We start from the raw sequence: 22900 nt of genomic DNA on the forward strand, positions 1-22900 counted from the left end.
GATTTTATGAAATAAACCGTTTTTCAATTAGAATACTTATTCATCAACCCAAAATCAAATGGCGTCCATAAACAAGCTTTTAGCTTAGCTTCTTTAAAAGCTGAATTTACCCAAGTGTTGCAAGTGAAAAAGCAAGTGTAATTTCCGGTAGCTTTATAGAAATTGTCGTTATAAGAATATCCTTTATTGGGTAAGATTACTTTTTTAGATTCAGCATTTTTATAAAAACTTTTCTCGATGTAATTATTTAAAGTAGAAAGTTGTTGTTGTGATACTTCTATTTTTATCCAATTTGGATGTACTTCAGCATATGTAGTCAGGTGAATGAGTGTTGAGCTTTTTAGAAATAGAGCCTTGATGGCATTTTTAAAGGTGAGATCTTTCCATTGTGGAGTGTTGAGGTAGAAATTTTCATCTCCCCAACCAAATGAAAAGTATGTAGCATTTTTATTGACTTCTAAATCTTTTAATAAGCTTGGATTGATTTTTTCTTTAGGGATTATGATATCTAAATGAACTCCATTCGTATTCAAGTAAACAAAGGTTTCTTTTGAATAAACTTGCTTTTGATTTACGGTGATGGTGGAGAGAATCAATGCTATCAAGAAATATAAAAGAGGGATGGAAATTAATATCAATATGATTTTCCCGATTAATTTTAAGACTCGCTTCATTACTTCATTCAAAATAAAAAAATTATTTATAACCGTTAACTTACGGTATTGTCAATAAGTTATGTTTAATTTTTGTCATATCTAATTAGAAATATAAGGCAATAAATGAAAAATTTAATATTTAAATTAAAAATTTTTAGAAAACATATCCTTTTTTTAGATTATATTTGTATCCGTAATCTTTTCGAAAAGGACATTTGTAATTAATTATTAACTTATTCAACTTAAAAAATGAAAAATAAAATAAATCTATTTTTTTCGTTACTATTAGTAGTTAGTATGATTTCTTGTACTAATGATAGTAATGATATTGTTTCCTCGGGATCTAATGCTGAAATTAATCAATCACAAGCCTCAGTTGAAAGTACAATAGCACTAGGAGGTGGTGGATGGGGAGGTTCCATTAAGCTTAGAATAGGGAGAACATCAAAAAATTGTGGAGGTTTGGGAATTTGTCGTGTTGACAAAATAAAAGTTAATACTCCAATTGGAGATCCAACATGGGTTAATGTGCCACCAGATCCGGCTGCTCCTAACCAAACTTCAACGCTTGAAACTAATTTCATTATTGAACATATTGAAGGTATCGATAATCTGGTTTTAGAAGTATCTCCAGAAATTTTAGATGATTTTATAGAAAAAGAAGGAGGAGATTTTTTCGTAATGGAAGAAGATTATATATTTGAAGACGAAATAGCTGAAAAGATGGGGCTTAAAAGAGGCTTTACTTTAGAAAGAGGAAGATATCCTCTTGAGCGTTTTGAAGATGTAAATAGCTATTACGTGCGCCTTTAAAAAATAATTTAACCGTCTAAGTATATTTATTTTTATAATACTTAGACGGTTTCAAATTAAAATAATTAAATGAAAAAAATTACCTATTTGTTTTTCTTATTAACGTTTTCTGTTTTTTCTCAATCACAGTATGTTTATAATTTTAAAAATTCAGATTCTTTAGATAGTTATATTCAGAAAAACAATCTTGTATTCCATCCAGAAGATGTTTATATCACTAAAGATTTTGAAAGTTTTAAAGCTCATACTCAAACTAGCTTTTTTGCTTCTCCAATAATTTTTGTGTTTAATAAGGAAGGAAAATATTTGGAAAGCATTGATAACATTAGTGCAGAAAGAAAGCTCAGCAATTTTAAAAGAATTAGAAAAAAACCTGATAAAGATCAACTAAGTATAGAGTTTTTGACAGAGAAAATCGCTCATTATAAGTCTGGTGAAGTTTATAATGATGCACATTCGTACACTTATACATTTGTGATTAATTGGATGCTTGTAAGTGGGGAGCAAAAGCCAATTATTATAAAATTACTAAATGAATGGTATAGCGTACTTTTACGACAAAAAAAAGCAGGAGAAAATATTAAAATTATCTTGTTAAACATAGAGCCGCAAGATCATTGGGGATTGTCGCAAACTTGGCGAGAATATGTGTTAGAAAATCTAAATAGAAGTTAGAGTAAAATAGTAGTTATTAATTATGCGGTATTTTTTAATTCTTTTTTTGCTATGTGCTTTTTATAATCCAATGAAGGCTCAAAGTGAATCATTTCAAACTCATATAAATATTATCAAATTAGATGAGTTAAAAAATAATATTTTTGAAAGCCAGAAGCCTTATAAGATTGTTTTTATTTTCAATCAATTTTGTCCTGCAAGTAGAGATTTTTTTCCAGAATTAGATGAATTGTATAAAAATGCCCCTAAAGAAAATTTTGAATTGTTTGTGGTAACAAATACCAAAGAAAAGAATAAGGAAGAACTACAGGATCATCTTTTTTATTACGGGTATGTGGAACCTTTCTATATCTTAAAAGATAAACCGTTCTTAGGGTTCTTAAAAAAGACGATTCAAAGTATTTGCGAAAGTTGTAACGCAAATGAAATGGGGTATTCTAGCTTTATGGTATTTAATGAAAATAATGAAGTTTTAGAGCAAACTAATTATAACCAAACTAAAGAAGAATCTCTCAATATACTTGAAAAGTATATAAAATAACCTTACCTTAGTTTGTTTAATAGTTATAAGATACTTTCACCCTGAACTTGTTGCTGGTGATATTTAGTTGAATTTATAGTGAATTACAAAAATATACTTTATTTTTCTAACCACTAACCACTAACCACTAACCACTAACCACTAACCACTAACCACTAACCACTATTAAACCCTCACTGCATCAGGAACCAATAAGGTGTAATCTCCATTATTTCTAATGACATCCCGAACAATAGAAGAGGAGATGTAACTTTTTCCACTAGAAGTTAGTAAGAATACCGTTTCAATTTTTTGTAATTTTCGGTTGGTATGGGCAATGGCTTTTTCAAACTCGAAATCTGCCGGATTTCGAAGTCCACGTAAAATAAAATCAGCATTTTCTTTGATGCAGAAATCTACCGTTAAACCTTCATAGGTTTTTACTTTTATTTTCGGTTCATCCTTAAAAGCTTCTTCAATAAATTGCTGACGCTGCTCCAAAGAAAACATATATTTTTTATCGGCATTAACTCCAATAGCCAAGATAATTTCATCAAAAAGTTTGAGTCCGCGTTCTATGATATCATAATGTCCGTTAGTAATGGGATCAAAAGAACCCGGAAAAACCGCTCGTTTCATAACCTTATTTTTTAGTGAAGATAAGCATTTCTTAAGAAAGCGAAGCTTCAATCACATTAGTGAACAAATCGGTAAGGCTAATACCGGCGACTTTGGCCTGTTGTGGCAAAATACTCGCTTCACTTAAACCGGGATTGGTATTTACCTCAATAAAATGAGGTTCGCCTTCGTGAAATATAAATTCGGCACGGGTAAGTCCTTTCAATTTTAAAACCTTAAAAATACGTTTCGCTTGCTCTTGTACTTTAATTCGGTCTTCTTCAGAAATATTGGCCGGTGTGATTTCTTTTGATTGGCCTAAATATTTTGCTTCATAATCAAAGAATTCATTTTCAGAAATAATCTCCGTCACCGGAAGCGGTAAAATTTCCCCTTTATACTGTATTACACCTACAGAAACTTCGGTTCCATCAAGGAAAGATTCAATAATCACTTCTTCATCTTCTTCAAAAGAAAAATTGATGGCGGCTATTAAATCCTCTTTCTTTTTCACTTTAGAAATCCCAAAACTACTTCCTGCTTTGTTGGCTTTTACAAAACATGGCAAGCCCACACGCTCTAAAATTTCATCTTCCTTAATTTCATCTCCTTTATTTAAAAAGTAATTTTTAGCGGTTTTAATGCCGTAAGCCCGAAGAATGCTAATGCAATCCCGTTTATTAAAAGTAAGTGCCGCTTGGTAATAATCACAAGCCGTTTGCGGAATATTCAACATTTCTAGATAGCCTTGAAAAATACCATCTTCCCCTGGTGTTCCGTGAATAATATTGAAAACACTATCAAAAGTTATTTTTTCCTGTTCGATTGTTGCTGAAAAATCAGCTTTATCTATCGGGAATTTTTTACCATCGTCCAGTACAACAAACCAACCTTCTTCTAAAATATGAACCCTGTAAGGCTCGTATAAATCCCTATTGGTATGTTTATAAACCAATTCACCGCTATTTAAAGAAATTTTATATTCGTTAGAATAGCCGCCCATGGCGATGGCAATTTTTTTCTTCATAGTAAACTTTTTAAAGGCTATTTGCGTTTGTATATTATTTACCACAAAAATACAGGTGTTTTTATATCTTTGTGCAATAATTTTCAAGAATAATGAGCTTTTTCAAATTCATTTTTAGCAAGACATTTCTTATTCAATTAGGGATTGCAGTCATATTAATAGTCGCATTGATTTTTGGGACGATGAGCTGGTTAAATTTTACCACCAATCACGACCAACGCATCAAAGTGCCCGATTTATCTAAACTTTCACTTGATATTGTTGAGAAAAAACTGGATGAATTGGATTTGCGCGTGAAAATCATGGATTCTGCCAATTATAATCCTGACTATCCTCGGTTTTCAGTAATTGAGCAAGTTCCCGCAGCTGGAAAATTTGTAAAAGAAGACCGAAAAATTTATATTAAACTGAATCCTTCCGGTTACCCGAAATTAGAAATTCCTGAATTTGAAAGAATCACAAAACGTCAAGTGGAATCTAAATTGTTATCGCTTGGGTTTAAAATTGGGGACATTACTTATAAACCTGATTTTGCTGAAAATGCGGTTTTAGAATTAAGCCACAACGGAAAACGTTTAAAAGCCGGTGATAAATTAAAGAAAACCGCCATCATTGATATGGTATTGGGTGACGGACAGGTAAATTATAATAGTGAAAGATAATTGGTGATGCAGGAAGAAGAAAACAAAGATTACGAAAGCGACGATTTATACGAGCATTATAGTTTTTTAGCTGAAAAAGGACAAAATCCCCTTCGGGTAGATAAATTTTTAATGAATTTTGTTGAAAATGCTACACGAAATAAAATACAACAAGCTGCCAAAAACGGAAATGTTTTTGTGAATGGCGAAACCGTAAAACAAAACTATAAAGTTAAAGCTGGTGATGAGGTAAAAGTATTATTTGAGCACCCGCCTTATGAATTTTTATTAACGCCGGAAGATATTCCTTTAGATATTGTTTATGAAGACGATGCTTTATTAGTGGTGAATAAATCTGCCGGAATGGTCGTACATCCAGGGCACGGAAATTATTCTGGAACTTTAATCAATGCCTTGGTTTATCATTTTGAAAATTTACCCAATAATAGTAGTGATCGTCCCGGATTGGTTCACCGTATCGATAAAGATACGAGCGGATTATTAGTGGTAGCGAAGACTGAAAATGCTATGACGCATCTTACCCAGCAGTTTTTTCATAAAACCAGCGAACGGGAATACGTGGCTTTAGTTTGGGGAAATGTTGAAGAAGACGAAGGAACTATTGAAGGGAACATTGGTAGAAATCCTAAAAACCGTTTGCAGAACATGGTTTATGAAGGAGATGAAGCTGAAAACGGAAAACCGGCCGTCACTCATTTTAAAGTATTAGAGCGTTTTGGGTATGTGACGTTGGTTTCCTGTAAATTGGAAACCGGTAGAACACACCAAATCCGTGTACATATGAAGTACATTGGTCATACACTTTTTAATGACGAGCGTTATGGTGGAGAGCGAATTTTAAAAGGCACTTCGTTTACCAAATACAAGCAATTTGTCGATAATTGTTTTAAAGTATTGCCGCGTCAAGCCTTACACGCCAAAACTTTAGGCTTTGAGCATCCTACCACGAAGAAATGGATGAGTTTTAATTCTGATATTCCGGAAGATATGCAACAGTGTATCGAAAAATGGCGGAATTACGCAAAGAACCAAAAGGAAGTTTTGTAGGTTGTTGAGGTAGTAGGAGATAGGTTGTAGAGAGTAGAATATAATTAAGAAGAGGTTAATTTTTGATAGCCAATATCTTGGTTATAATATGATAATTATAAAAGCGTAAACTAAAAAGTTTGCGCTTTTTTATTTGTAGAGAGTAATAACAAATGAAGTAGGTTAGTAAATAATATCTAAAAAACCGTTATATTTATATTGGAAAGCAATGTATTGTTAATCAATTAAAATTAGACTCATGAAACAAAAATTAGTCACCTTTATTCTATTTTTAGTTTCTACATTTCCTTTGTTCGCCCAAATAAATCCAGTGCAAAATTTAAGTTGGTATCATGGTTATGATTATGGTAATAATTATTTTACGCTTGCATGGGAAGAACCAGAAGAACCGCATGATAATCTTGTAGGATACAATGTATATAGGGAAAATGATTTATTCATATTTGTTACAGGAACTTCAATTTATAATATAGAAAGCCCGGTAAATCCAGATTATGGTTCTAACTGTGGAGGAGAAAGTTTTTTGTTTTATGGAAATGGTGTGGATGATTTCACAGCGTATGTAACAGCTGTATACGGATCAGAGAAAATTGAATCTGCTCAACAATCCATTCAAGTTGACGGTCCTCTTTTAAGTACTTTAACAAGTCAAAAAGAAAAGTTTATTATATATCCAAATCCAAGTGATGGTTTAGTAAATATTCAAAGTGAGGGTTTAAAAGCCATTCAGGTTTTTGATTTAAATGGTAGAATGATTAAACAGTTTGAACCTAGTAATCAAATTGATTTGTCAGAAATTTCAAAAGGAATTTATGTAATTAAGTTAATATCTGAATTAGGTGTTCGAGTTGATAAAGTTGTTATTAGGTGATCAGTAAAACCTATAGATTAATCTTGTTGTTATAACCATTTTCTATTCCGGTATTATTAAGAAATTCTAAAAATTGAGGAGAGAGTAGTAGAGAAGCCTTATTTTTACCCTGCAAATCAAAGTTTTCAATTAAAAAGAATAGTGTACCTATGAAAGTAGTAGTCTCTCCAGCAAAATCTTTAGATCAAAAAAGTAAATTACCTACCCATCGTGGTACACAACCTAAGTTTGTGGAACAAGCAGCGAAAATCAATAGGAAGCTTGCCCGAATGTCCAAACAAGAAATTGCAGATTTGATGAGCATTAGCGATAAGTTGGCCGATTTAAACTACACGCGTTACCAAGAGTTTCAAGAAGAACATAACAAGAAAAATTCCCGTCCGGTCGCTTATCTATTTGCAGGAGATGTATACACCGGATTGGATGCTTATACCATTAAAGAAGATAAAATAGATTTGCTACAAGATACCTTACGAATCCTATCGGGAATGTATGGTATTTTGCGTCCGTTAGATTTAATCCAGCCTTACCGTTTAGAAATGGGCACCAAGCTTTCCATTGAAAAGAATGATAACCTTTATGAAGTTTGGCAAGAAAAAGTAACCCAAGCTTTAAATGATGAATTGGAAGAAGGTGAATTGTTCATCAACCTTGCCAGTAACGAATATTTTAAAGCGGTAAATACCGATAAGTTGAAAGCTGAGGTGATTTCACCGGTATTTAAAGATTTTAAAAACGGAAAGCTGAAAATCATTAGTTTTTACGCAAAAAAAGCCCGAGGGTCGATGTCTCGCTACATCATAGACACGAACGCCAAAAACCTAGATGATTTGAAAGGCTTTGATTACGATGGGTATGCTTATAGCGAAAAATACACTGAAAAAGAAAACGAACCTGTGTTTATTAGGTAAATTAGGCTGAATTTAATTTAAAAAATATCGCAGGCTGAGTGAAATCTTTGCAAAAGATTTGATATCGAAGCCTCCACTTTGGTGACATTTCACTAAAAATTTAATGATTACCCGAAATATACTATAAAAGGTGTTGCCATCCTGAACTGATTTAGGAGGTCATCCTCATAATTTTTGTTTTTTAAATCTGTATGAGATTCCCAATCAAGTTTGGAATGACGAAAATCTCAATGCTTTAAAATGTTTCTAGAAACTTTATAAACTAACCCACTGTATATTTCAATTCATTTCTATAGGTAGAAGGAGATTTACCTGTTAGGCTTTTAAACTTTTTGTTGAAATGGCTAAAGTTATTAAACCCGCTTTCATAACAAACATCGGTAATACTAATCTGTTTTTCATGTAGAAGTTTGGCAGCGTGTGTTAACCGATATTCATTAACAAACTGTACAAAGGTTTTACCGGTAATTTTTTTGAAATACCTACAAAATGCCGGCACCGTCATATTAACCAGTTCTGCGATTTCTTCTAATGCAATATGACGTTTAAACTCTTCCTTTACAAAATTAAAAACCGTATTTATCCGATCGTTATCTTCCAATTTGGTTTCCAATAAAAATCCTTCCGCATTTAAAAGCGTATAGTTTTTTGCTTCTTCCAATAACTTTAAAATTTCCAATAAGCCCAGCAATTTAAAATAATTGGATTCGTAGCGAAGGCCTTCAATTTTAGCGCCGATGGTTCGTTTATTTCCACCGTGAAAGACAATTCCTTTATTCGCTTTTTCAAATAATTTTTTAATTGAACTCATTTCAGGCAGCTTCAGGAAATCTTCCCCTAAAAAATTGGGTAAGAACTGGATAATGGTTTCTTGTTGACCTTCATTCATCTTATCGGTAAAACCACAATGCGGTAAATTAGAACCGATGAGAAGTAAATCTCCGTTTCGGTAGTGGGAAACGTGACTTCCAATTTGTCGTTTTCCTGAGCCTCTATTCACATACACCAATTCTAATTCAGGATGATAATGCCAAAAGTTTTCACTCTTATTAAGATTATCCTGGTTAAAATACTTGTAAGAAAAAGAACTCCCAAAAATGGGTTCTACCTTTTCTAAAATGGGTTTTGTTGCTGTTTTTTTAGCCATATTTCGAATTTAGCAATTTTCAGTAAAAATTTTTATGATTTGATAAAATTAGAGAGTTATTCTTATTGTGTTCTTAATTGATGTAAAATTACCATTAATTCATTGATTAAAGGTTAATATAACACATATTTAGGTATATTCTACATTAAAACTCAAGGAGGTTTCCCTATATCTTTGTAATGTAAATGAAAAGGAAAAATATTATTAATCATTAGAAACTATTAGATGATGAAAAGCATGATAAAAACAATTGTATTTACAGCATTACTTGTATTAGGATATAATGCGCAAGCCGCCAAAGATTTTAATGTAGCTGTAGCTAAAAATCAAATCTTAATGGTAGAGTTAAATGAAGTACAGGAAGGAGACTTACTTACTTTATTAGATGTTGACGGAAAAGTACTTTATAAAGAAACTAACCTCAATACAAACTTTCAAAAAAGTTTAAGCTTAGCGTATGTACCTGACGGAACTTACTTCTTAAACTTAGAAGGTATGAATACCATTTTTGCAAGAGAAGTAGTTAAAAACGGAAATACCGTAGAGGTGAAAAAAGATTCACAAATCATTTTTAAGCCTATCTATCAGCAAACAGATAACGTATTAAAAGTTTCTTATACCAATCCCAATAAAGAAACTGTAAAAGCTTTTGTTTATGATGAAAAAGGAGAAATTGTTTCTACTTTAAAAAATAATGACTTAGTGATGAAGAAAACTTTTGATTTCTCTGGCGTACCCGCAGGAAATTATATGTTGGCTATGTTTGTAGGAGATAGATCTTACTACAAACCGGTAAGCACTAAGTAATACGATATTGTCCCAAATTATATCATCAAAAGGCCACATATTCATATGTGGCTTTTTTAGGATTTATTCCGAATTTTAAATATTAAAATGAATAAAAGTTTGTTTATATAATTTACCTATTATAATTTTGCAAGCGAAATGATAAAAGCGTTTTTTAAATATCTTCTTTCTTTAAGCGTTCTTTTGTTAGGTTTAGCTAATCTTTATGCTAACCATCAAGAGAATGGCCAACACTCGCTTTTATGTTACTTAGAAGGCATTCAACAGCAAACCCAACTTTACCAAGAAGTAGGGATTGACTACCTAAAATCTACTCCTCCAGATCAGGAAAAACACAAAAAAGAATACGAAGAGCGAGTTATCGAGGAAGAATTGGAAGAATATTTATCTTCTTCTAAGAAAACGGCAGATAGTTCTCCTCAAGAGTTTGCTTCCTTGTGGTATACTTTTCTGTTAGACTATTTTACGACTACACCAACTAGCAATTGTCCCTCTACTGCTGGACAATTTACCCATCTTACAAATCATACCCCACTATTTATCAAATTCTGTGTATATAGGATATGATTTTTTACTTTTTGTAAGCCTATTTCTTTAAGGTTTACGTTTTCATTTTTAGGATAATAAGCGGTTTATAGCCATCAAATTGATTTTGTTGCTAGCCCTTTATCCAAATTTCTATTTATCAATAACAAATTTTTAAAAAGTAAATCATGATGAGGAAAATTCTCATGTCCATGAGCTTGTGTGTAGTTTTGTTGGCAAGCTGTGAATCAAAAAAACACCACGAAAAAGAAGCTTCTAATTACTTAGTTACAAGTCCGGTAAGAAAAGACACCCTGATTACCAATGAATATGTAGCTCAGGTTAAATCGATTAGGAACATAGAGATTAGAGCCCAAGAGAGAGGATATTTAGAAGATATCTATGTCGATGAAGGTGATTCTATAAAAAAAGGGCAATTAATGTTTAGAATTATGCCCAAGCTTTACGAAGCAGAGCAACAAAAAGCAAAGGCAGAAGCAGATTTTGCTAGAATTGAATACGAAAATACCAAAGTCTTAGCCGATAGTAACGTTGTAGCTCCTAACGAACTCGCCATGGCAAAAGCCCATTACGAGAAAGCAAAAGCAGAATTAGCATTAGCTAATGTGCATTTAGATTTTACTGCAATTCGCGCTCCTTTCGATGGGATTGTTGACCGACTTCACTTAAAACTGGGAAGCTTGGTAGATGAAGGAGATTTACTTACCACTTTATCTGATAACAGCGAAATGTGGGTATATTACAATGTCCCTGAAGCTGAATATTTAGAATACAAAGCCAATAAAAATTCAGAGAAAAAGAAAGAAGTTGCCTTATTAATGGCCAATAATAAAATCTATAACCATCATGGGTTTGTAGAAACCATTGAAGGTGAGTTTAATAACGAAACCGGAAATATTGCCTTCCGGGCAAGCTTCCCTAATCCTGAAGGTCTTTTAAGACATGGGGAAACCGGAACTATCCTTACTAAAATTCCTTATAAAAATGCCTTGTTGGTTCCTCAAAAAGCAACCTACGAAGTACTTAGCAAGCATTTCGTTTATGTAATTAACGAAGATAATAAAGTAGAACCTCGGGAAATAACTGTTCAAGCTGAACTTCCGCATATTTACGTGGTGAGTGATGGCTTAACGGTAAACGATAAAATTCTTCTAGAGGGAATTAGAAAAGTACGTAATGGCGATGAGATCGAATACGAGTTTGAAGATCCCAATGAAGTCATTAATCACTTAGAATTATACGCAGAATAATTCAATAGCAAAATCTAAAAAATAATGTTTAAACGATTTATACATAGACCTGTATTTGCTATAGTTATTTCCATAATTATAGTGTTTATAGGTTCATTAGCCATTAAGCAACTGCCAATATCCCAGTTTCCGCAAATTGCTCCTACTACGGTAAATATATTCGTAGCCTATCCCGGAGCAAGTGCCGACGTATTGGTAAAATCTACCTTAATTACCTTGGAAAACTCTATTAACGGAGTACAGGGGATGAGGTATTTGGCGACCGATGCCACTAGTGCCGGTGAAGCCACATTGAGAGTGATTTTTGAACCGGGAACCGATCCCAATGATGCCGTCGTCCGGGTGAAAACAAGGGTAGACCAAGTGATGCCCTTGCTGCCGGAGTTGGTACAACGGGAAGGGGTAGTTATTACTCCCATCCAGCCGAGTATGTTAATGTATGTTAACCTCTATTCGAAAAATGAAAATATGGATGAAAAATTCCTCTACAACTATGCCAACGTAAAAATGATCCCAGAAATCAACCGGATTAAAGGGATTGCCCGATCGCAAATTTTGGGAAGCCGTAGGTATGCGATGAGGGTTTGGTTAAACCCAGATAGAATGCGGGCTTATGATGTTTCTGTAGACGAGGTCATGGAAGCGATGAAAGAGCAAAGTATCGTGGGGAGACCGGGACGTTTAGGAAGAAGTTCTGGGATAACGGCACAATCCTTAGAATACGTGCTTACCTATAAGGGAAGGTATAACGAACCTGAACAATACGAAAATATAATTATTCGGGCGAATCCGGATGGTGAAAGCTTACACTTAAAAGACATCGGTCGGGTAGAACTGGGAAGTGAGTTTTTTGATATTTACTCTAACCTCGATGGACATCCTTCCGCAGCTATTGTCCTTAAACAAAGTTATGGAAGTAACGCCAGTGATGTTATTGAAAAAGTAAAAGCAGAGCTGGAAGATATGAAGCAAGACTTTCCTCCGGGAATGGATTATAAGCTTAGTTACGATGTATCACAATTCTTAGATGCATCCATTGAGCAAGTAGTGCATACGCTTCGAGACGCGTTCTTTTTAGTAGCAATTGTGGTGTTTATTTTCTTGGGCGATTGGCGTTCCACCTTAATTCCTATTTTGGCTGTACCTGTATCCTTGGTAGGAGCATTTTTCGTGATCCAATTCTTCGGGATTTCCATTAACCTGGTGACCTTATTTGCTTTAGTATTAGCGATTGGTATTGTGGTCGATGATGCGATAGTCGTTGTGGAAGCGGTCCACGCCAAGTTTGACGAACATCCGAATATATCCCCTTACCTCGCCGTGAAAAAAGTAATGAGTGAAATAGGAGGTGCGATTATCGCTATTACCATGGTCATGGTTTCGGTATTCTTACCTATTTCATTTATGACAGGTCCAGTAGGGACATTCTATAGGCAGTTCTCCATCACGATGGCAAGTGCGATTGTTATTTCAGCGATTATAGCCTTGACCCTTACGCCGGTATTGTGTGCGATGCTGTTGAAAAATCACCATGGAAAAGAGGAAAAGAAGAATTTCTTAACCAAAGGATTGGATAAATTCAATAGTGGCTTCGATAAACTCACCGGAAAATATGTAGGTATTTTAAAAAGAATGGTGAGTAGAAAGTGGCTTACTTTCGGAATTTTAATTGCTTTCTGTGCCGGAATTTATTTGGAAAACCAAGTACTACCTTCTGGTTTTGTGCCTAGTGAAGATCAAGGTACCATCTATGCGATTATTCAAACACCTCCCGGAGCAACCTTAGAAAGAACCAATGAAGTTTCCCGAAAACTACAAGCTATTTGTGAAGAAGTAGAAGGGATAGAATCGGTTTCCTCTTTAGCAGGTTATGAGATTATGACCGAAGGTCGGGGATCTAACGCAGGTACGTGTCTAATTAACCTTAAAACTTGGTCAGAAAGACATCATACAGTGAAAGAAATTATGGAAGAACTGGAAGAAAAATCAAAAGACCTCGGTGCGGTGATTGAGTTTTTTGAACCGCCTGCCATTCCTGGATTTGGGTCTTCCGGTGGTTTCTCCATGCGTTTATTGGACGAAAATACAGAGACCGATTATCAAGATTTTGATAAGATTAATCAAGAGTTTATGGAGAACCTGAGAAAACGTCCTGAACTTAAAGGTTTGTTTACGTTCTTTGCCGCCAACTACCCGCAATACGAATTAGAATTCAATAACGAATTGGCGATGCAAAAAGGTGTTTCCATTGGCGATGCGATGGAGAACCTGGACATTCTTATTGGTAGTACCTATGAACAAGGTTTTATTAAATTCAACCGCTTCTTCAAAGTATATGTACAATCTGATCCTAAATTTAGAAGATTGCCTTCTGATGTATTGAATATGTACGTGAAAAATGATCACGGTGAAATGGTGCCTTATTCCGCATTTATGAAGTTGAAAAAAATGCAAGGACCTAACGAGATTACCCGTTTCAATATGTACAATTCTGCAGCCATTCGTGGTTTACCGGCAGATGGTTATACCACGGCAGATGCGATTGAAGCGATTCGGGAAGTAGCCAAAGAAACCTTACCTAAAAACTACGATATTGCTTGGGAAGGACTTTCTTACGATGAAGCTCAACGTGGTAACGAGTCTATTTATATTTTCATTATTGTATTGGTATTTGTGTACTTCGTGTTAGCTGCCCAATACGAAAGTTTCATTATTCCATTAACGGTGATTTTCTCGTTACCGGTTGGGGTTTTCGGCTCGTTTATGCTGCTGAAATTAATGGGACTTCAAAATGATATTTATGCGCAAATCGGTCTTATCATGCTGGTGGGACTGTTAGGGAAGAATGCGGTGTTAATCGTAGAGTTTGCGGTTATCAAACACCGAGAAGGACTTAGCGTGTTGCAAGCGGCCATTGAAGGTGCTAAAGTACGTTTTCGACCTATTTTAATGACTTCGTTTGCTTTTATTGCTGGGTTAATTCCGTTGATTATTGCTACCGGAGCCGGAGCTGTAGGAAATAGAACTTTAGGAGCTTCTGCCTTAGGAGGGATGTTGTTTGGTACCATTTTCGGGGTAATTATCGTTCCCGGATTGTACTATATTTTTGGAAGCTTGGCCGAAGGTAAATCATTAATAAAATACGAGGATGAGAATCCATTAACCGAAGATTTCGATTATTATGATGAATAGAACTAAAAACAGTAGAATATTCAACAGTATTGCAGTAAGCTTTATCGTATTAATGTTTACGGCATGTGTACCTTCCTTGGTTGAGAAAACAGCAGATGCGTCTGTTCCTGCGAATTATCATAATTCGCAGGATACCCTCAACTCACCGGAATATGCAAATGAAGCGGTGCAAGATACCATCAATAGTGCTCAGGTGAATTGGAAAGAGTTTTTTACCGATCCTTATTTAAACAAGCTTATTGAAATTGGATTGGAAAACAACCAAGAATTGAACATCACGTTACAGGAAATCATGATTTCTCAAAATGAAATCCAAGCTCGAAAAGGGGAGTACCTTCCTTATTTGGGATTAAGGGCCGGAGCCGGCTTGGATAAGGCTGCGGAATATACCCGTGATGGAGCTGTAGAAGAGAATTTGAATATCCGTGAAGAGGAAGCTTTTCCTGAACCCTTACCTGATTATATGATTGGCGCTTATGCCACTTGGGAAGTCGATATTTGGGGGAAATTGCATAATGCTAAAAAAGCTTCTGTACTTCGGTATTTATCTTCCGTAGAAGGGAAAAACTTTATGGTAACTAATTTGATTGCTGAAATTGCTAATTCTTATTACGAATTATTGGCATTGGATAATCAATTAGCCATTGTAGAGCGAAATATTGATATACAAAGCAATGCCTTAAAGATTGTACGTTTACAAAAGCAAGCTGCTCGTGTAACGGAATTGGCTGTGAAGAAGTTTGAGGCAGAAGTTTTTAAAACCCGTAGTCTTCAATTTAAATTTAAGCAGCAAATTGTGGAAACCGAAAACCGAATTAATTTCTTGATTGGTAGGTATCCACAACCCATTGAAAGAAATGCGGAAGCTTTTGTAGATTTAATACCTACCCATATAAAGGCAGGAATTCCTTCGCAATTGTTGGAAAACCGTCCTGATGTGAAACAAGCCGAACTTGATTTAAAAGCAGCCGAACTTGATATTCAGGTAGCAAAAGCAAGGTTTTATCCTTCTTTGGGAATTTCAGCAAGTTTAGGCTATCAAGCATTTAATCCTAAGTATTTATTAAAAACGCCGCAATCCTTGTTGTATAGTTTGGCAGGTGATATAACTGCGCCTTTGATTAACAGGAATGCGATAAAAGCCGATTACCAAAGTGCTAATGCCATGCAGATTCAAGCGGTTTACAATTATGAACGTACCGTGTTGAATGCTTATATAGAAGTGGCCAATCAAGTTTCTAAAATTGATAATTTAGGAAGTAGTTACGATCTAATTGCCAATCAAGTAGCGGCTTTGACCAAATCTATCGATATTTCGAATGATTTGTTTAAAAATGCCCGTGCCGATTATATGGAAGTATTGCTCACCCAACGTGATGCCTTAGAATCTAAATTTGAGTTAATCGAAACTAAAAAAGAGCAAATGAATGCCTTGGTCAATATGTACCAAGCTTTAGGCGGCGGTTGGAATTAACGTTTTTTCATTGTTTATAGTTTGTTTTTTCACTTTAGAGTGACTTTGGTAACCCCTGTTTTTAGAATTTCTAAAAATAGGGGTTGTTTTTTAGAGAGGAATCTTGAATGAATTTTGTTATTTATTGTCCCACTTAAATCCTTTTGTAGAAAAAGTAATGGTTTCTCTTCCTAAATCATAAAATTCAGCTTCAATAATTAACCTTTCAGAATTTTTTAATTTAGAAATGATTTTTGATTCACTTCCAAGAAAAACTACATCAGAGCTTCCAGATGAGGAATGATTTGCAGAAACATTTATAGGGGCTTCATTATCAAACTTGACACGGTAAGTTTTATTCCCAGAAAAACCTGATATGAATTGGCATTTTGAACAGGATAAATAAATATCTGTTTTACCATCCCAATTCCTAATTATTAATGTGAAGTTAGAGTTTCCATAAGGAAAATCAAATTTAATTGAATTATCAGAATCTAAAGCTGCAATAGTTCGTTTAGTATTATCCATTTCATCAATATCTTCTGTATACTTCCAGTTGGTGGTTTTCTCTGTTTTTGAGCCAGAATCTTTATTTGTAATTGTAGTACTTGAAGTTGAATCATTTTCTTCGTCATCGCTACCAAAAGCGATAAAAATGAATAAAGCTAATGCTGAAGCAGAAATAAGATGTTGTAAATTTCTTTTCATTTGAATTATAATTTAAGATTAATAGATTTTTTGAATAATATGAATGGTAAAGTCATTCCCACGATATAGAGTAGCAAATCTTTAAAATCAAACGTACCGTTAATGAGACCAAAAAGTTGTCCTATTTCTGAACCGATAGCTAATATTGGTATTATTAAAAACCAAAAAATATTTTTATTAGATACAGAATTTTGCCATATAGCAAACATTAAACTTACATAAGAAAAAATCCAAAGTCCATCTGGCAAAGAGAATAAAACCCATTCAGGAATTTGATTTGAATATTGAAAAGTATTAGCTCTTAAGAAATTTGTTATACCACCTAAGCCGATGATTTCATACCAACTGAACATCTTGAGAGTGGTGGAGCGGAACAACATATAAATAAGTCCTCCACAAAGTAAAGTCAAAATACTACTGGAAATTAACTGTTTTTTCATTTGCTCCTAGTCTATCTAAGCGCAAAGTATAAAAACCAGTTTATTATTATTTATGGTTTTCCTCATTCATGAAATTTTATAAAATACAGTGCCAATAAATAACTTGATAAGTATTCTATCTATATCGATAATGCCCTATAATTTTATAAGTAAATAGGCAGTCTTCTAGTACCTGTCCGTTGCCTATATTATGAACGATTAAATTTCTTTTGCCGTCCCTAGACTTTTTGTTTACCACTATTCCAATATGGGTTAATCCTCCGCCTAAACTCCACGCTACGACGTCGCCGGGTAGGTAATCATTTGGATTTTGGGTAATGGCTTGTTCAGCTCCTTTTCTCGAAAAGAAGGTCATTAAATTAGGAACTCGTCGGTGGTCTATATTTTTGTCGGTCGTAGTTAAGCCCCAATGGTTAGGGTATTGATGGAAATGTGCTTTCATATCCTCATGCACCAATTGTTGTAGATCAATTCCTGTTTTTCGGTAAGCTCGGATGACCACATCGGTACAAACACCTTTATCGACAGGAACATCTCCGTTGGGGTAATCTATCGAAAAATAACTTGGATCATACGTTACCTCCTGTTTGGTTAGTTCTAAGGCGGCTTCAGCTAAACTTTTTTGCTGAACTTCCGTTTGTGAAGAACAAAGGATGTGGATACTTAAGCATAGAAATAGAATCACATTTTTCACGGAGTGGCTATGGTTTATTAATAGTTGAAATAGAAAGATATAAAAAAGAACTGAATTTAACTTCTTATTGTTTCTCTCATCATTCTTTGCCTAAATAGCGTTGCTGTTTTTTATAAATACAATCCATAAGGTCACACTCAGTTCTTTGACTTCAGGAGTTATCCTCAAATTTTGATTTTCAATTAAGGATGAAATTCCGGGTCAGGCCCGGAATGACGAAAATCTAAATGATTACTAGTATTGGATATTTTAAAAAAAATTATTCAATGGGAATATAAAAATCAACTATCGCCTTTTTTTCCGGGTGTTCTTGGTAATTGTTATGGTAAATTTCAAACGGATTCCGATCAGCTTTTTGATAGCCGTTTTCATTCATCCAAAGAAATAATCCTGTCCACGATTTTTCAAATTCATCAACACCAATTTTAAAGCTTCCTTTGATGAATTTTCCGGCTTCTATAGAAGTAAGTCCAATTTCCCCGCTTACTTCGACCGGTTGGTCGATTAACAAACAAGCGCTCATCCTCACTTTGTTGGCTTGGGTTACTTTAAAACTATCATGATAAAGTGTTATTAATTTGGTTTCCTCATTCATTAAAGCCTTTGGGGTAGCCCATTGTATTAATTTTTGATAGGTGTTTTCTAGGTTTTGCGGTCCCAAACTTGATACATAGGCCAAGTTCATTTTAGGCATTTCGGTAATTTCAATTTTTGCATTCATGTTTATCCAATTTTTTAGATGACTAAGGATGCAAATGTATTGGTCGTAGTCAGGATAGGCTTGTCCGTTCTTGCTTTCTAGTTGACGGATCTTGCGATGTCTATGCGGATTCTGTTTTTTGAATTCGGTAGGACTTATGCCGTAGTATTTTTTAAAGGCTCGTGAAAAGGAAGAATTATCACTAAATCCCAGTTGGTGTGCTATTTCGGTGGTCGTACTATTTTTGTGCAATAAGTCTAAAGCCGATTTTTCAATTCTTCTTCGGGTAACGTATTCGTTTAGTGTTTCTCCGGTCACAAATTTAAAAATTCGATGAAAGTGAAAAGGGGAGAAAAAGGCTATTTCAGCAAGGGTGTTTAGGGAGAGCTTGCTCGATAAGTTATGGTCAATATATTCAAAAACCCGATTGATCCGGTTGCTATAATCAGCTTGTATTTCTTTATCGGTTAGGGGCATTTTTTATGTGATGTACTTTCACTGAATTAAATTTCTTGTTTTTAGTTTTTTATATTGGTTTTTGGAAATTATTATTCAATTTTTTTGTTTCCAATATAATTTACGCTATCGATTATTTTTTCTGTGATGATACCATTTTTATCAATTTTTATCACAGACCAGGTAGTATCAATTTTTGTATTGTTGTTATCTTCAATAAAGTCTTCGTCATATTCAGAATAAGTTATGGTTTTTATGATAGAATCATTTTCCCATTCCCCATATTTCTCACCAATCCATCCGCCATCAGCTCCCATATAACTTATTAAACCTATATTCATAACATTAATCGAGTCTTTTTTACTAGTCACAGCATACAAGTTTTGGCAGCAACTTTCATCAAAATGAGAAAAAGTGAAAAGGATGAAATTTTCATATTCTTTAAAATTTTGAAAGAAATAAGATTCAGGGTAATATGAGGTTAGAAACTTAGGATATCCTATTTTTATTTCTTTATTTGAAAAATAATTTTCTAAAAATTTTTTAGGGATCGTTGTTTTTGCAGAATCATCTTCAATTTTTACTTTATCTTTAAATTTAGATGTATTATTCTTGATGTATTCAATATTGAAAAAGGACTTTTCTTGAATAGTGTCTTTCATTAAATTATTTTGAATACCACTAATAGATGAATCTACCTTATTATTAAATTCTTTTTTAACTTGTTTTGTGTCTAGGTTATCAAAAGTTTCTCTTCCTTTTTTCTTTTCTGAATGACAAGAATATATTACTAGTAGAATTATTATTAAAATTTTTTTCGTCATAAGATTTAATTTTTATACCGTAAGTAGGGGCGGGGCATCCATATCTATCAATATATTTTCATCCTGAGCCTGAACTCTTATCCCTATAATTACAAGGATGATGGCTAAAATATTTGTTTTGTAATTCATGGTGTTTTTTAAAAATCGTTCTTATTTAACTTGTATTAACTTATCTAATTTATTCTGTAGTTCTATAAGTTTCTTGTTGAGTTGCTTTATCTCTTTATTTTCCGCTTTAAGAATTTCAATTTCTTTTTGCTGCTGAATAGTATAAAGTGTTAACTCTTCAATTTTCTGTAATAATTTGGCATCCATTTCTCCTAGAAAAATCCCGTTTTCTTCTACTTCTTTGGCACTGGGGATATCTTTTAAATGTCCTTTTTGTTGAATGTGATTTTCTACTTCTTTTAGGCTAGGAAGTTGGTAAGTGTTTTCAAACACAAAATCTGACCAGCCGGTTTCCACTTTAATTTCTTTTGCTCTTATTTCACCGTTTACGGCTAATTTCCATATACCAGGGTTGGTGGTGCCAATCCCTACATTTCCTGTATTACTTGAGATTATAAATTTTGCATTTGAATTTAGGTTAGGGTGAAAACCAATTGCAAAATCATTACTTGTACTTGCTCCAGCATACATGTTCACATTTTCATTTTCAAACTTAATCGTATTGTTGGCATCTGTTCCTCCATTTCTTTTAAGAACTAAGTTGTCTGCCGCAGAACCATTGATAACTAAGGCTCTAGATGGATTAGAGTTTCCTATCCCCACATTTCCAGTACTTCTTACGATACTTATTGCATTATAGTCATTACTAGGATCATTGCTGATTACATTATTTACCCCAATATTTAAAACGTTGTTTGTACCATCATAATTAATAAATGCTCCATTGTAATTCCCTTTTGTTTCTGTAAATCTTATATATCTAGACGTATGATATCCAAATATATTTAGGTTGCCTTCCGCTATTTGTAATTTTTCAGATGGAGTAGTGGTTCCAATACCTACATTTCCATTGGGTCTAAATACCATAAAGGTATCATTATATTTTCTCCCAATATAACCATAACGAAAGCTAGAAATACCGTTACTATCAGAATGACCATTTGCTCCAAACTGAATAAAATCTTCTGTTGCATTTTCATTAGCTATAGTAAATGATCGAGCCCATCCGGTATTTTGAAAATTTGTTTTGATTTTTATACCATACGCAGGTGAATTTATACCGATTAATATATTTTCATCCTGAGCATGAACTCTTAGGCCTATAATTACAAGGATGATGGCTAAAATATTTGTTTTGTAATTCATGGTGTTTTTTAAAAATCGTTTTTATTTAACTTGTATTAACCTATCTAATTTATTCTGTAGTTCTATAAGTTTTTTGTTGAGTTGCTTTATCTCTTTATTTTCCTCTTTAAGAATTTCGATTTCTTTTTCTAGGTTTTGTATAGTCGAGTTTTGTTTTTCTAAAGATAAAATCTTTTTTTCTTGAGCAATTGTATATAGCGTTAGCTCTTCAATTTTCTGTAATAATTTGGCATCCATTTCCCCTAAAAAAATCCCATTTTCTTCTACTTCTTTGGCACTAGGGATATCTTTTAAATGTCCTTTTTGTTGAATGTGATTTTCTACTTCTTTAAGGCTAGGAAGTTGGTAAGTGTTTTCAAACACAAAGTCTGACCATCCGGTTTCCACTTTAATTTCTTTTGCTCTTATTTCACCGTTTACGGCTAATTTCCATATATCAGGGTTGGTGGTACCTATCCCTACATTTCCTGTATTACTTGAGATTATAAATTTTGCATTTGAATTTAGGTTAGGGTGAAAACCAATTGCAAAATCATTACTTGTACTTGCCCCCACATACATGTTGACATTTTCATTTTCAAATTTAATCGTATTGTTGGCATCTGTTCCTCCATTTCTTTTAAGAACTAAGTTATCTGCAGCAGATCCATTGATAACTAGGGCTCTAGATGGATTAGAGTTTCCTATCCCCACATTTCCATCTTTATAAAATAAACTATTTTTTTCTCGTTGCCATTGATAGGAAGAACCAAAAATGTTAGGCCAAACGTCAGCTTCTTGTGTATTTAATTCTTCTACAAATGCTTTTATAGTATATAGGTTTGGATGATTAGTTTTTATTTTTACAACATTATTATCAATAAATAGGATAGGATGATTTGATGTATCTCCACTAATGTTAACTGCACGGTATCTCCAAATAGAAGAATTGTCATTATACCAAACTAAATATTCAGCTCCCGTATCTGTTCCAGTATTCCGGGTGACTAGATGTACTCTGTATATATTATTAATGTTTAGAGATTGTCCATTATCATCTGTTAGTTCTGCCGGTGTATTCACATTAACACTTAAACTTTTAGAGAAGTATCTTTGTTCTGTTGTTTGTGAATATGCTGTTTGAGTGATAAGGTAAACGATGAGTAATAAATAAATATTTTTCATTTTTAAAGAATTAAATTATTTAAAAAATACCAGATTTTAGAATAGATAGGAATCTAATAATTTAGATTAGTTTTTGTTTTCTAATTTTTGCATTCTTTTTTGTAACTCAAGAAGTTTTGAGTTGATAAACTTTAGGGATTCATTTTCTTTTTCTAGTTTTTCAACTTTTGATTTTATCTGGTCTAACTCTTCGATTTCTTTTTTTTGTTGGCTAGTATATAAGGTTAACTCTTCAATTTCTTTTTGCTGCTGAATAGTATATAGCGTTAGCTCTTCAATTTTCTGTAATAATTTGGCATCCATTTCCCCTAGAAAAATTCCGTTTTCTTTTACTTCTTTAGCGCTGGGGATATCTTTTAAATGCCCTTTTTGTTGAATGTGATTTTCTACTTCTTTAAGGCTAGG

General features: G+C 33.7%; 23 protein-coding genes and 1 pseudogene. 12 read left to right on the forward strand and 12 right to left on the reverse strand.

Translation table 11 applies throughout. The features are described 5' to 3' along the window. Window positions 1-23: 23 nt before the first annotated feature. Complete coding sequence (locus FVB9532_RS13415) at window positions 24-674, reverse strand: DUF2459 domain-containing protein (protein WP_150545690.1); 651 nt, start codon at window positions 672-674, stop codon at window positions 24-26. 231 nt (window positions 675-905) lie between these two features. On the opposite strand from FVB9532_RS13415, the gene FVB9532_RS13420 reads away from it, so the two are divergent. The 3 genes from FVB9532_RS13420 (at window position 906) to FVB9532_RS13430 (ending at window position 2685) form a co-directional block, all read left to right on the forward strand. Next, a complete protein-coding gene (locus FVB9532_RS13420) occupies window positions 906-1469 on the forward strand; it encodes a hypothetical protein (protein WP_150545691.1) in 564 nt (187 codons plus the stop codon). A 69-nt stretch (window positions 1470-1538) separates the two neighbouring features. After that, window positions 1539-2144 carry a hypothetical protein gene (locus FVB9532_RS13425; protein ID WP_150545692.1) on the forward strand — a complete coding sequence of 202 codons (606 nt, stop codon included), beginning with the start codon at window positions 1539-1541 and terminating at the stop codon, window positions 2142-2144. Window positions 2145-2166: 22 nt separating this feature from the next. Beyond that, on the forward strand, window positions 2167-2685 hold the full coding sequence (locus tag FVB9532_RS13430; RefSeq protein ID WP_150545693.1) for a hypothetical protein: 519 nt from the start codon (window positions 2167-2169) through the stop codon (window positions 2683-2685). A 165-nt stretch (window positions 2686-2850) separates the two neighbouring features. Here FVB9532_RS13430 and coaD read toward each other — a convergent pair whose 3' ends face one another. Together coaD and FVB9532_RS13440 are read right to left on the reverse strand one after the other, a co-directional pair. After that, window positions 2851-3303: a pantetheine-phosphate adenylyltransferase gene (coaD, locus tag FVB9532_RS13435; protein ID WP_150545694.1), complete on the reverse strand. Its 453-nt coding sequence runs from the start codon at window positions 3301-3303 to the stop codon at window positions 2851-2853. Window positions 3304-3334: 31 nt separating this feature from the next. After that, entirely contained in the window at window positions 3335-4309 is a 975-nt protein-coding gene (locus FVB9532_RS13440; RefSeq protein WP_150545695.1) for a D-alanine--D-alanine ligase, read from the reverse strand. A gap of 182 nt (window positions 4310-4491) precedes the next feature. On the opposite strand from FVB9532_RS13440, the gene FVB9532_RS13445 reads away from it, so the two are divergent. The 4 genes from FVB9532_RS13445 to yaaA all read left to right on the forward strand — a co-directional run bounded on the left by FVB9532_RS13445 (window position 4492) and on the right by yaaA (window position 7800). Then, complete coding sequence (locus FVB9532_RS13445) at window positions 4492-4971, forward strand: PASTA domain-containing protein (RefSeq protein WP_317132292.1); 480 nt, start codon at window positions 4492-4494, stop codon at window positions 4969-4971. Between the two features lie 6 nt (window positions 4972-4977). After that, window positions 4978-6018, forward strand: a complete 1041-nt coding sequence (locus FVB9532_RS13450; protein WP_150545697.1) for an RluA family pseudouridine synthase — start codon at window positions 4978-4980, stop codon at window positions 6016-6018. A 238-nt stretch (window positions 6019-6256) separates the two neighbouring features. Next, the gene (locus FVB9532_RS13455) at window positions 6257-6889 is read left to right on the forward strand and encodes a T9SS type A sorting domain-containing protein (protein ID WP_150545698.1); all 633 of its coding nucleotides are present in this window, start codon (window positions 6257-6259) and stop codon (window positions 6887-6889) included. 149 nt (window positions 6890-7038) lie between these two features. Further along, a complete protein-coding gene (yaaA, locus tag FVB9532_RS13460; protein WP_150545699.1) occupies window positions 7039-7800 on the forward strand; it encodes a peroxide stress protein YaaA in 762 nt (253 codons plus the stop codon). Window positions 7801-8062: 262 nt separating this feature from the next. Here the strand turns inward: yaaA and FVB9532_RS13465 are convergent, their stop codons facing one another. Then, window positions 8063-8947 (reverse strand): AraC family transcriptional regulator, encoded by an 885-nt coding sequence (locus FVB9532_RS13465; RefSeq protein ID WP_150545700.1) that lies wholly within the window; start codon window positions 8945-8947, stop codon window positions 8063-8065. A 228-nt stretch (window positions 8948-9175) separates the two neighbouring features. Here FVB9532_RS13465 and FVB9532_RS13470 point away from each other — a divergent pair, with 228 nt between their 5' ends. The 5 genes from FVB9532_RS13470 to FVB9532_RS13490 all read left to right on the forward strand — a co-directional run bounded on the left by FVB9532_RS13470 (window position 9176) and on the right by FVB9532_RS13490 (window position 16216). Continuing rightward, the gene (locus FVB9532_RS13470; RefSeq protein WP_194716553.1) at window positions 9176-9754 is read left to right on the forward strand and encodes a T9SS type A sorting domain-containing protein; all 579 of its coding nucleotides are present in this window, start codon (window positions 9176-9178) and stop codon (window positions 9752-9754) included. A 138-nt stretch (window positions 9755-9892) separates the two neighbouring features. Continuing rightward, the gene (locus FVB9532_RS13475; protein ID WP_150545702.1) at window positions 9893-10321 is read left to right on the forward strand and encodes a hypothetical protein; all 429 of its coding nucleotides are present in this window, start codon (window positions 9893-9895) and stop codon (window positions 10319-10321) included. Between the two features lie 149 nt (window positions 10322-10470). Further along, window positions 10471-11550 carry an efflux RND transporter periplasmic adaptor subunit gene (locus FVB9532_RS13480; protein WP_150545718.1) on the forward strand — a complete coding sequence of 360 codons (1080 nt, stop codon included), beginning with the start codon at window positions 10471-10473 and terminating at the stop codon, window positions 11548-11550. Window positions 11551-11574: 24 nt separating this feature from the next. Then, window positions 11575-14742 carry an efflux RND transporter permease subunit gene (locus tag FVB9532_RS13485; protein WP_150545703.1) on the forward strand — a complete coding sequence of 1056 codons (3168 nt, stop codon included), beginning with the start codon at window positions 11575-11577 and terminating at the stop codon, window positions 14740-14742. Continuing rightward, window positions 14735-16216, forward strand: a complete 1482-nt coding sequence (locus FVB9532_RS13490) for a TolC family protein (protein WP_394349664.1) — start codon at window positions 14735-14737, stop codon at window positions 16214-16216. Before FVB9532_RS13485 ends, FVB9532_RS13490 begins: the two co-directional genes overlap by 8 nt. Before the next feature lie 117 nt (window positions 16217-16333). Here FVB9532_RS13490 and FVB9532_RS13495 read toward each other — a convergent pair whose 3' ends face one another. The 8 genes and pseudogenes from FVB9532_RS13495 to FVB9532_RS19530 all read right to left on the reverse strand — a co-directional run. Continuing rightward, window positions 16334-16903 (reverse strand): hypothetical protein, encoded by a 570-nt coding sequence (locus FVB9532_RS13495; protein ID WP_150545705.1) that lies wholly within the window; start codon window positions 16901-16903, stop codon window positions 16334-16336. 5 nt (window positions 16904-16908) lie between these two features. Then, window positions 16909-17343, reverse strand: a complete 435-nt coding sequence (locus FVB9532_RS13500) for a hypothetical protein (RefSeq protein ID WP_150545706.1) — start codon at window positions 17341-17343, stop codon at window positions 16909-16911. Between the two features lie 115 nt (window positions 17344-17458). After that, window positions 17459-18037, reverse strand: a complete 579-nt coding sequence (locus FVB9532_RS13505) for a DUF1287 domain-containing protein (protein WP_150545707.1) — start codon at window positions 18035-18037, stop codon at window positions 17459-17461. 259 nt (window positions 18038-18296) lie between these two features. Then, complete coding sequence (locus tag FVB9532_RS13510; RefSeq protein ID WP_150545708.1) at window positions 18297-19214, reverse strand: AraC family transcriptional regulator; 918 nt, start codon at window positions 19212-19214, stop codon at window positions 18297-18299. Between the two features lie 71 nt (window positions 19215-19285). Further along, window positions 19286-20017: a hypothetical protein gene (locus tag FVB9532_RS13515; RefSeq protein WP_150545709.1), complete on the reverse strand. Its 732-nt coding sequence runs from the start codon at window positions 20015-20017 to the stop codon at window positions 19286-19288. Between the two features lie 150 nt (window positions 20018-20167). Beyond that, entirely contained in the window at window positions 20168-21331 is a 1164-nt protein-coding gene (locus FVB9532_RS13520; protein WP_150545710.1) for a hypothetical protein, read from the reverse strand. A gap of 21 nt (window positions 21332-21352) precedes the next feature. Next, on the reverse strand, window positions 21353-22495 hold the full coding sequence (locus FVB9532_RS13525) for a hypothetical protein (protein WP_150545711.1): 1143 nt from the start codon (window positions 22493-22495) through the stop codon (window positions 21353-21355). Window positions 22496-22561: 66 nt separating this feature from the next. Continuing rightward, window positions 22562-22900 (reverse strand): annotated as a pseudogene (locus FVB9532_RS19530) (hypothetical protein); the annotation flags it as partial.

The sequence above is a fragment of the Mesonia oceanica genome (assembly GCF_902499555.1).
Classification (GTDB): Bacteria; Bacteroidota; Bacteroidia; order Flavobacteriales; family Flavobacteriaceae; genus Mesonia; species Mesonia oceanica.